This window comes from Syntrophomonas sp. (assembly GCF_028707975.1).
Taxonomy (GTDB): domain Bacteria; phylum Bacillota; class Syntrophomonadia; order Syntrophomonadales; family Syntrophomonadaceae; genus Syntrophomonas.
Map to the genome: position 1 here is coordinate 1 of NZ_JAQVZX010000069.1, position 9,880 is coordinate 9,880.

The window sequence follows — 9,880 nt, forward strand, 5'->3', positions numbered from 1 at the left end:
ATAACAAATTGTAAAGCAATTGTCAATCAAGTGCTTTACAAATGCCATGTAATAGTATATGTAATTATTCTTATCTTTATCACCATTGTACTTAACATACGACGGAGATGTTGTCACCTTCCTTTTTCTACTTAGAAAATTACCCCGTACTCCATGTCACACCCAAAACAGGATATGATACCCCCAGCCGCTTTATCGCCGAAGTATCTCACAAAAACTATATGATCCCCGGTTTTATGAATCCTCCCGGGAGGATGAAGATACAGAAGAAGAATAAATACCATACTGACCCCCAAATTTGATTTATGGTTGTGGGGATTTTTTCTTTTTTCTGCAAAAATTCATAAATAAATTATCCCGCCTCCCCAATATTGGGGAAGCGGGAATTTTTTTTATTTACTATGCTGTTATATGTAGAGGTACAATTATGATTTTACTCATCAAGGAAGGGCCGAAAGAGAGGTGAGATGATTGAAAAAAATCGTTGTCAGCATTCCCAATACCTTGCTTGCGGGCGGTGTTGTCATGTACCTGAAAAAGAATCCGGACTTCAAAGTATATCGGGCAATGGATCAGGCATTAGGCCTATTTTCATCGGTGGTTGCAACCCCCGGCCATGGAGGGTTGTAAGAAAATAGTAGAGTCCGGTTTAGCATCACAAATATTTGAAACAAGCTTCTGAATAAAGGGGGATGAATTCTAGCTTCATTCCCCGCTTCTCGCATTCCTGCTGCAGAAACTGACTGAGATGAGCCGAAATAATCTCCTCGGTTCCCTGATGCCCAGCGTCAATAATGGCTAAACCTGAAGCCTCAGCATCCCGGGCTTCATGATATTTGAGGTCACCAGTTACCAGGAGCTCTATTCCCTGTTGGCTTATTGCCGGAATCAGGCTGGCTCCGGCACCACTGACTATTGCCACTTTTCGTAAAACTTTATCCAAGTCCCCCACCACCCGGACTGCTTCCAGACCCAGAGTTTCTTTTACCTGGCGGGCATAGTCTCCCAGCTTTGTCTCCTCAGGCAACAATCCGCTTCTTCCCATACTGTATCTTTTACCTGCTTGCTCCAGGCGAAAAAGATCAAAGGCCACTTCTTCGTAAGGATGGGCTTCCTCCATGGCTTGCAATACTTGAGAGAGTTCTTGCTTCCTGACAACAGTTTCCAGCCGAAATTCATCAGCTTCTTCTAATTCTCCCTCTTGTCCTAGAAACGGCTGACTTCCCGCACCCGGACGGAAAGTACCGGTTCCCCGTACCCGGAAACTGCAGTCGGAATAGTTGCCGATAAATCCGGCCCCGGCTCCATTTATGGCCCGGCGCAGTTCCTCACTGTGGCTGGCGGGCACATAAACTACCAGCTTGTATAGCTCCTCTCTTTTAGAAGTCTCCAGGGTATCAATATCCTGCAATCCCAGGAGTTCAGCCAGAACTTGATTAATGCCTTTTTCTGCGGCGTCCAGGTTGGTGTGGGCAGTATATACGCTAATTCCAGATTTGACCATTCTCTGGATTAGACTGCCAACGGGTGAATCATAATTGATATGCTTCAGGGGCCTAAAAAACAGCGGGTGATGGGTGATTATCAGGCCAATTTTCAATTTCAGGGCTTGATCAAGGATGCTTTTATCCAGATCCAGGGCCACCGCTACTTTCTCTACAACCTTATTTGCCGAGCCCAGCTGTAGACCGCTATTGTCCCAGGCTTCGGCCAGCCAGGGCGGAAAGTGTTCTTCCATGATGGCAATAATATCCTTAACTATAGTTGGCATGGATTATCTCCTCCAATGCTTTAATTTTTTGCTCGTATTCTTCCAAACGGGCGGGTGAGTAAATATGCTTGGACCTTAGCAGTCCCTGGTAAACCCGCCGGTATTTCCTCAAACTGTCTTCGAGAAAATGTTGCTTTAATGGCTTATCGTTTTTTAATATTATTGGCCCTAAATCCAACTCCAGGGGGGTAAGTTCATAAGGGGCATTGCCAGGACATGCACTTATAATCAAGAAAATACGCTGTTGCTCTTTCACCAGACTTTCCTCCAAAACAGGCCATCCTTGCCGTGAAAGCTCCCGGCGCAGCACTTCCGCTTTGCTCATGGGCTGGAAAACAAATTTCTTATAGCTCGCGGAGTGAGACCATTCCCGCGACAGTATTTCCGCTATATTATCTCCACCCATGCCCGCAATAATGACTGTAGCAACCTCCCCCGGCCGCAAAACCTCCAGGCCGTTCCCCATCCGCAGCTCCATGCGCTCACGGAAAGGACTATTCTCCACCGCATGCCGGAGCCGCTCTAAAGGCCCCTCCTTTACTTCGCTGGCAATGACCTGAGGTACTATATCTTTTTCCAAGAGAAACAAGGTCAGCAGGCCGTGATCAGCGCCAATATCGGCTGCGGCCTCCCCCTTGATTACATTGTTGCTTACAGCCAGTAAACGCTTATTCAGCATATCCATCCTTTCCAAGGGTCAAGGAGATTGATTCATCCCATCTGAGCAAGGTCCCTTTGCCTTGCCGGCAGGAGCAGAGTCCTCGCCAAGATCTTGTGATCCCGGATACATGACAAAAGGTTCACAGATATTAGCTATCCCCACTCATTTCAGTCTTCACCCATTACCCCTCACTTTCCCTAATTAAGAATATATACAAAATGCAGCACCCCTGCAATGGCGGAGTTAGATTAAATCTCCACCCTGCTGGTAGCCAGAAAATAATGAACCCGGGGTGGTTCTTTTATCCGATGATATCTGGCAAATGAACCATTCCCGGGCCAGGTTTTTAGCTTAGATTTGGGGCAGGTTTCTCAAGCTCTCCTGCAATTCGACATCGGAGAATTCAACATCTTCCGTTTCCCCGGAAAGATATTTGTCATAGGAAAAAAGGTCGAGATGGCCGTGTCCACTCAAATTAAAGACAATAGTACGGGAAACCCCTTCTTCTCTGGCTTTCAGGGCCTCGTCTATGGCTACCCGTATAGCATGAGCTGACTCTGGAGCCGGCACTATGCTCTCGGTCTGGGCAAAAAGCACCGCGGCTTCGAAGGTCGGGTTTTGCTTAACCGCTACTGCTTCAATAAGTTTATCGTGATAAAGACGGCTGACCAGGGGGGATTCCCCATGATAACGCAGGCCGCCCGCGTGGATTCCCGAGGGGATAAAATCATGACCCAGGGTATACATCTTCATAAGCGGGGTGAAACCAGCCACATCACCGTAATCATAGGCATAAACCCCTTGGGTTAGAGTCGGACAGGCCGTAGGCTCAACCGCTATCAGACGAATATTCATCCCGGCCAGTTTGTCCGGGATGAAAGGGAAGGCTATTCCGGCAAAATTGCTGCCCCCACCGCAACAGCCGATAATTATATCCGGGTAATCATCCACCATTTCCATCTGCATCTTCACTTCCTGGCCGATAATGCTCTGATGCAAGCAAACATGGTTTAAGACACTACCCAGGGAGTAGTTGGTATCATCCCGGGTTACCGCATCTTCTACCGCTTCACTAATGGCAATAGCCAGGCTTCCCGGGGTTTCCGGGTCCTTAGCCAGAGCCTGGCGCCCGCTCTCAGTAAGATTGCTGGGGCTGGGTATGCAACGCCCTCCGTATAGTTCCATGATAGAGCGCCGGTAGGGTTTTTGGTAAAAACTTACCTTAACCATATAAATCATGGCTTCCAACCCAAAATGTTTGCAGGCCAGGGCCAGAGCGGTACCCCACTGACCGGCACCAGTCTCAGTAGTAATCCTTTTGATACCCTGAGCTTTATTGTAATAAACCTGAGGCAAAGCCGTATTAAGCTTGTGGCTTCCTACCGGGCTTACTCCTTCATATTTATAATAAATCCGGCAGTTGCTCTGCAGAGCTGCTTCCAGTTGGCGAGCTCTGAAAAGCGGGGCGGGCCGGTACTGTTTATAAAGCTCCCGGATCTCCCGGGGTATCTCGATAAACCTCTCGCTGGAGACTTCCTGGAGAATCAGCTCCCGGGCAAATATGGGTTCCAAATCAGAAGGGGCCAGGGGTTGATGGGTTTGCGGGTGTAATCCCGGTTCCAGGGGATGGGGCATATCCGCCTGGATATTATACCAAAACTTGGGAATCTTATCCTCGGGCAGAATAATCTTAGTTAGCTCGTCTCTACTCATCTCAACTAATCTCTCCTCTCAGTTGTTTGTTTTTTTAAATAGATGGGTACATTTTAGCACAGCAAGCCATTATTGCACAAGTAGCCAAGGAAGAAGTAAGAGAGGGCAAGCCTTTGGGCCTGCCCTCCAGGTTGGTGTTATATTAGTTTTGCTGAAGGGGGGAGGTGCCCCCTTGTGCACTACAAGAGATTTTTCATATTTCTCAGGGCACAGTTCTGGCCACACATAGTACAGCTGTCTTCCAGTTCGGGACTGGATTCTGCCCGGTAGCGCCGCGCCTTTTCGGGATCAATAGCCAGCTTGAACATGCTTTCCCAATCCAGCTCAGCCCGCGCCTTGCTCATCTGCCCATCCCATTCGCTGGCTCCGGGGAGGCCTTTGGCGATATCAGCGGCATGAGCAGCAATCCGGGCGGCGATAATACCTTCTTCCATATCCTTCAGATCAGGCAAGCGCAGGTGTTCCGCCGGAGTTACATAGCAGAGAAAATCAGCCCCGGCAGCGGCGGCTATAGCTCCTCCTATGGCACTGGTAATATGATCATAACCGGGAGCTATATCGGTAACCAAAGGCCCCAGTACATAAAATGGGGCCGAGTGGCAGAGCTTTTTTTGCAGCAGTACATTGGCCTCTATCTCGTTTAAAGGCATATGCCCCGGACCTTCAATGATAACCTGCACATCCTTTTCCCGGGCCTGCAAGGTCAGATCTCCCAGAGTAATCAGTTCTTCAAGCTGGCAGGCGTCACTGGCATCATTGATAGAACCGGGCCGACAGGCATCGCCCAGGCTCAGGGTCACATCGTATTCACGGCAGATGTCCAAAACTTCATCAAAATACTGGTAAAAAGGATTCTCGGCTTTATTGCGCTCCATCCAGGTGCACAAAAGGGCCCCACCCCGGGAAACAATGCTGGTCAGGCGCGGAGTTTTACGCAGGCGTTCCAGGGTGCTTCTTCTAATGCCGGCATGTATGGTCATAAAGTCAACCCCATCGCGGGCATGGGTTTCCACCACTTGAAGAAACTCCGCCACGCTTATTTCTGATAACTCCTTTTCCAGAAAACCTACAGCATCATAAACCGGTACGGTTCCTATCATGACCGGGGATATTGCCAACAGGGCTTTTCTGAATTCCTGGGTCTTTCCGTGACAACTAAGATCCATTATGGCATCAGCCTGCATTTCCAGGGCCTTTTCTACCTTGCGCATTTCCTCTTCCACATTACTGCAATCACGCGAAATACCCAGATTAACATTTATCTTGGTTTTGAGTCCGGCTCCGATAGCTGCAGCCTGTAATGACAGGTGGTTGCGGTTGGCGGGTAGGGCTATCTTCCCGGCGGCCAAACCCTCTTGCAGGTATTTGAGCTCCACTCCTTCTTTTTCCGCCGCCTTTTTCATTTCCGGGGTCGCTATGCCTTTGCGGGCGGCTTCCCTCTGGGTCTTGTAATTCATATTTTTCTCCCTTCAGACTATTTTCTAACAATCCCCGGCAGCTGCTGGAGGATATCATGAAAATCCCGGTAGGGGTAGTAAGTTAAACCCTCTTTCCGGCAGTAGCCGGCCAGTTCATTTTTGGCAAAAACGATATCACAAGAGGCCGCCGGGCAAAAATCGGAGTAGCTATCTCCGATATATACCGTGAGATAGCCGGGTAAACTTCTTTCCCGGATTATCTTGATCTTACACACCCCGCATTTGGGGCATTCTTCATCCAGGTAAGGCGATTCCATCTGCCAGGCATCATCCCAGTACAATTTATTGGCATAAAACTCTATTTCCCAGCCCTGCCCCCGTAATATGTTTCTTATATAACGATCATAACCATCGCTCAATATAATGGGGAGGTGCTGGTTTTTTTGCACCCAATCCAGGAAAAGGGAAAACCCGGGGTCTACTTCCTGAGCCTGAAAAAAGGCCTCCAATTCAGCTGCCCCGACCTCCATTGATGACAGGATACGACTGGCGCATTCTCCAGTAGTAATCACTCCTTCTTCCCAGAGGCGGTTTATTTCTTCCCAGTTCCTGCCGGCATATCTGGCTGCCATCTTGTTGCAAACGTCCTCCCGGGAAATGGTGCCATCAAAATCCATAAAAATGATTAATTTCTCTCCCATATCTCCCTCAGCTTCCTGGCTTCCCCCGCAATATCGCTTGCTCCCATAAGGGCTGATATTACGGCCGCGCCATCAGCTCCCGTTTCTTTTATCATCTTCAGATTTTCCTTATTGATTCCGCCGATAGCTACCAGAGGAATCTTGATTTCCTGTCTTATACTGCGCAAAAACTCCAAACCGGTGGCCGGGGGAGCATCAAGCTTGGTCGGCGTGGAAAAGATCGGAGAAATCCCCAGGTAATCGGCGCCCATCTTCTCGCCTTCCCGGGCCTCTTCCCGCTTATTGATGGACAGTCCGATTATTTTCTCTCTTCCTAACAGGGAGCGGGCTACCGGCAAGGGCAGGTCATCCTGCCCCAGGTGCAAGCCATCAGCATCCGCCGCCAGGGCGATGTCCAGGCGGTCATTAATGAGCAAAGGTACACCCAGCTCTCTTAATTCTGCTTGGAGGGCCTGGGCCAGCTCATAGAATTCTCTGCTGCCGGCCTCTTTCTCCCGCAATTGGACCATGCTTACACCGCCCTTTACCGCCTTCCTAACCTCCTCCAAAAGGCTCCGGCCCTGAAGCAGGCCGCGGTCGGTGACCAGATAGAGGGAATAATCTGGAGCTAACATTCCAATCGTCCTTCTTTCATCAGCTCTTCTCCCCTCAGAACAAAAAGTTCATCAAAAAGAAGCGTCCGGAAAGTCCCCGGGCGGTTTCCCGCCTGGCTGGCGGCTCTTTCTCCGGCTATATTAAAGGCCAACAAGCCGGTAATGCTGGCCAGCCAGGCTTCTTCCGGCGCTGCACCCACACATGCGGCTATTACCCCACCGGCCATACAACCGGCACCAGTAATGCTTTGAAATAGGGGCGTGCCATTGAATATTCGAGCATAGCGCTTTTCCTCGGCCACAATATCAACTTCTCCGGTGGCGGCCGCAATTAACTTCTCTTTAGCCGCCAATTGCAGGCAGGCTTCTTGCAAACCTTCACCCGTATCCAGAGAATCAACCCCCTGTGCCTGTCCGGCTAAACCGGCCAGGCTTTTTATCTCGGCAATGTTTCCTTTCAATACCTGTATCTTGCCCAGTGACTTTATTCTTTCTATCAAATCCACCTTGCGCCCAATCACCCCACAGGCCACCGGATCGAGAATCAGCGGAACACCCCGGGAGGCCGCGGCCCACCTGGCTTCCAGCATAGCCGCTTCCTGCTCCCCGGTAAGGGTACCCAGATTAAAATAAAGGGACTGGGCCAGGGGGGCAAATCCACTGGCTTCAGCCGGGTATTCCACCATGGCCGGCGAAGCACCTGCGGCCAGAATAATGTTGGCTACATCATTTACGGTTACATAATTGGTAATACAGTGCACCAGCGGTCTCCTGCTTCTGACCTCATCCCAAATTTCCGCACAATACTTGAGCATTAAAACTCCTCCTTTTTTTATTGTTAACACTGCCAGGTACTTAAGTTGTTAAGTCATTGCATTTGCACCCTGCGGTAACACTAATACTCCCCGGCACTCAGATAATAATCATCATTGAGGCGGATGTTTATCGGAGTAGCAGATAGAAGCACCAATGAAAAGTAAGTTTGATTGTGCTTAAATGGTAAGATGCTATCGGTATAACCCCTTACCACTCAACTTTTTTTATTACCCAGAGCTCATTTTTCCGGGTTCCAGGGCCGCAAGCCGGCAAAATGGTGAGGTATGCCCACCCCTTCGCCTATAGCAAACCCATGCTGCAGACAATATTCTACATAAGCTTTGGCTCGTTTGGCTGCTGCCGGTACTTCCCAACCTTGTCCCATCAAAGTGGCCAGGGCGGCCGAAAAAGTGCAACCGGTACCATGATTGCAAGCAGTATCAACCCGCTGACCTCTTAGCAAATAAAGAGAATCTTTATTTGCCAGGACATCCACCGGTTCTCCCTTTAGGTGTCCCCCTTTGACTATAGCCCATTGGCAGCCAAATTCCAGGAGTTCCCGGCCGGCTTCTTTCATCCCCTCCAAACTGCTAATCTCCCGCCCCAACAAGGCCCCGGCTTCCATAAGATTAGGGGTGATTACGCTGGCCAGAGGCAGGAGATTCTTTTTTAGTGATTCCACCGCTTCCTCCTCCAGCAGGCGGTCACCACTCTTGGCAATCATCACCGGGTCAAGCACCAGAGGAAGAGAGTTCTTCAGTTGTTTTTCCCGAAAAGCTCCTCCCTGGAAGAAAGAAGCCAAAAACTTGCCTACTGCCTGAACCGTTCCGGCACTGCCCAGCATCCCGATTTTGATTCCGTCCAGGCGAATATCGGAAAAAATGGCTTCCAGTTGTTTTTCTATTATCCGGGCTTCGATTTCCTGAACCGCCGTTACCTGCCGGGTATTCTGGGCGGTTACTGCCGTAATCACCGACAGGGCATAAGCTCCCAGGGCTTGAATAGTCTTGATGTCCGCTTGAATTCCCGCCCCGGCACAGGAATCAGAGCCCGCTATAGTTAGAATCTTTTGCAAAAAATAACCTCCTTAAAATAAAAATACAGGTCAACCAGCAAAAAAGGTCAACCTGTCAAGTTCACAGGTGAAACGCTTCCCTACGCTGGCATTATCCAGTTCAGGTGCAAAGGGTCAGAGGCTACCCCTCTATCTCAGCTTTGCCCGGGCAAAGCTCCCCCAGCGTGTAGTATTCAGCTCTAATGAAATATTATATCATTATCTTCCAAGTTGAGCTAATTTTTTATCTTCTATAGATGAGCCATACTAATTCACGATTATTTTGGCGTTAACATTTCATTGATATGGAATATCGTTACAATTGAGCTTCCGCCACTAAAGCTGGCCATTAATATGATGCTGGAAGAGTTGTCTGAATAATCTAATGGGTGCTGTTCCCCGCTGGGAACCTGGAAGCGTATCAGAACATATTATAGAAGTAAAAGAAATACCTGGAACCGATACTTTCAGGCCAGAGCTTCAAATAATTAACTAGTACCTCCCATTTTTGGTGAATCAAGATAAAGGAGGCTGGTGGTGTAGATGAAATTACTGGTCATAAGCGGCGATTTCCGGCAATATCTCGACTCCAGCTTTCATTCCTTAATGACCGCCCTAGCTGATTTACTGGAACTCTACTTATGGCATAAGAGCGGATCGATAAAAGATATCCTGCCCCAATTGCCTTCAACCCCTGATTTTGTGCTGGTGAATGAGCCCGGCGAAATAAACAGCCCGGTCATTGATGATCTTTCTTCACTTTCCATGCCTTATGCTGTCTACCTGCATGACCTGCACCATGATTCCTGCAAGGAAGCCTTGCAGGATAAAAAATTATGCTGGGTTTTTACTCGCTATCGGGATAGATTTCAGGACTGGTATCCAGAATGGCAAAATAGAATGAGCTGGCTTCCTCATCATATTAACAGCAATATCTTCAGAGACTATCACTTGCCCAAATCTATTGATTACCTTATGATGGGAGCTATGCATGAATATGTTTACTCCTTGCGCTATAAAATCCGGGAGAAAATGAAGGGAAAGCCCGGATTCATCTATCATGAACACCCCGGCTACAAGCATTTCTCCCCGGCGGAGATGAGAAATCTCCTGGTCGGCCCCAATTATGCCCGCGAAATCAACCGGGCCAAGA

11 protein-coding genes and 1 riboswitch are annotated in these 9,880 nt (G+C 48.9%); of the genes, 3 read left to right on the forward strand and 8 right to left on the reverse strand.

Annotation, left to right across the window (positions count from 1 at the left end; genetic code table 11):
* The first annotated feature begins 471 nt into the window (after positions 1 to 471).
* Positions 472 to 630: a hypothetical protein gene (locus PHP87_RS08835; protein WP_299920464.1), complete on the forward strand. Its 159-nt coding sequence runs from the start codon at positions 472 to 474 to the stop codon at positions 628 to 630.
* Positions 631 to 655: 25 nt separating this feature from the next.
* On the opposite strand, the gene PHP87_RS08840 is transcribed toward PHP87_RS08835, so the two are convergent.
* From PHP87_RS08840 to thiD, 8 genes are all read right to left on the reverse strand, one after another.
* A complete protein-coding gene (locus PHP87_RS08840) occupies positions 656 to 1,771 on the reverse strand; it encodes a Nif3-like dinuclear metal center hexameric protein (RefSeq protein ID WP_299920465.1) in 1,116 nt (371 codons plus the stop codon).
* Complete coding sequence (locus PHP87_RS08845; RefSeq protein ID WP_299920466.1) at positions 1,755 to 2,450, reverse strand: class I SAM-dependent methyltransferase; 696 nt, start codon at positions 2,448 to 2,450, stop codon at positions 1,755 to 1,757. The genes PHP87_RS08840 and PHP87_RS08845 overlap by 17 nt, the downstream gene beginning before the upstream one ends.
* A 333-nt stretch (positions 2,451 to 2,783) precedes the next feature.
* The gene (locus tag PHP87_RS08850; protein ID WP_299920468.1) at positions 2,784 to 4,145 is read right to left on the reverse strand and encodes a TrpB-like pyridoxal phosphate-dependent enzyme; all 1,362 of its coding nucleotides are present in this window, start codon (positions 4,143 to 4,145) and stop codon (positions 2,784 to 2,786) included.
* Positions 4,146 to 4,324: 179 nt separating this feature from the next.
* A complete protein-coding gene (gene thiC / locus PHP87_RS08855; RefSeq protein ID WP_299920470.1) occupies positions 4,325 to 5,602 on the reverse strand; it encodes a phosphomethylpyrimidine synthase ThiC in 1,278 nt (425 codons plus the stop codon).
* Between the two features lie 17 nt (positions 5,603 to 5,619).
* Positions 5,620 to 6,264, reverse strand: a complete 645-nt coding sequence (locus tag PHP87_RS08860; protein WP_299920472.1) for an MtnX-like HAD-IB family phosphatase — start codon at positions 6,262 to 6,264, stop codon at positions 5,620 to 5,622.
* Positions 6,249 to 6,878 carry a thiamine phosphate synthase gene (thiE, locus tag PHP87_RS08865; protein WP_299920474.1) on the reverse strand — a complete coding sequence of 210 codons (630 nt, stop codon included), beginning with the start codon at positions 6,876 to 6,878 and terminating at the stop codon, positions 6,249 to 6,251. Before thiE ends, PHP87_RS08860 begins: the two co-directional genes overlap by 16 nt.
* On the reverse strand, positions 6,872 to 7,672 hold the full coding sequence (gene thiM / locus PHP87_RS08870) for a hydroxyethylthiazole kinase (protein WP_299920476.1): 801 nt from the start codon (positions 7,670 to 7,672) through the stop codon (positions 6,872 to 6,874). Before thiM ends, thiE begins: the two co-directional genes overlap by 7 nt.
* Positions 7,673 to 7,911: 239 nt before the next feature.
* Positions 7,912 to 8,748 (reverse strand): bifunctional hydroxymethylpyrimidine kinase/phosphomethylpyrimidine kinase, encoded by an 837-nt coding sequence (thiD, locus tag PHP87_RS08875; RefSeq protein ID WP_299920478.1) that lies wholly within the window; start codon positions 8,746 to 8,748, stop codon positions 7,912 to 7,914.
* A gap of 60 nt (positions 8,749 to 8,808) precedes the next feature.
* Positions 8,809 to 8,919, reverse strand: a riboswitch (TPP riboswitch).
* A 78-nt stretch (positions 8,920 to 8,997) separates the two neighbouring features.
* Between thiD and PHP87_RS11945 the strand changes: the two genes are divergently transcribed.
* Together PHP87_RS11945 and PHP87_RS08880 are read left to right on the forward strand one after the other, a co-directional pair.
* Positions 8,998 to 9,108 carry a hypothetical protein gene (locus PHP87_RS11945; protein ID WP_366942917.1) on the forward strand — a complete coding sequence of 37 codons (111 nt, stop codon included), beginning with the start codon at positions 8,998 to 9,000 and terminating at the stop codon, positions 9,106 to 9,108.
* A 162-nt stretch (positions 9,109 to 9,270) separates the two neighbouring features.
* On the forward strand, positions 9,271 to 9,880 hold a 610-nt coding region (locus tag PHP87_RS08880), incomplete at its 3' end, for a glycosyltransferase family 1 protein (protein ID WP_299920479.1).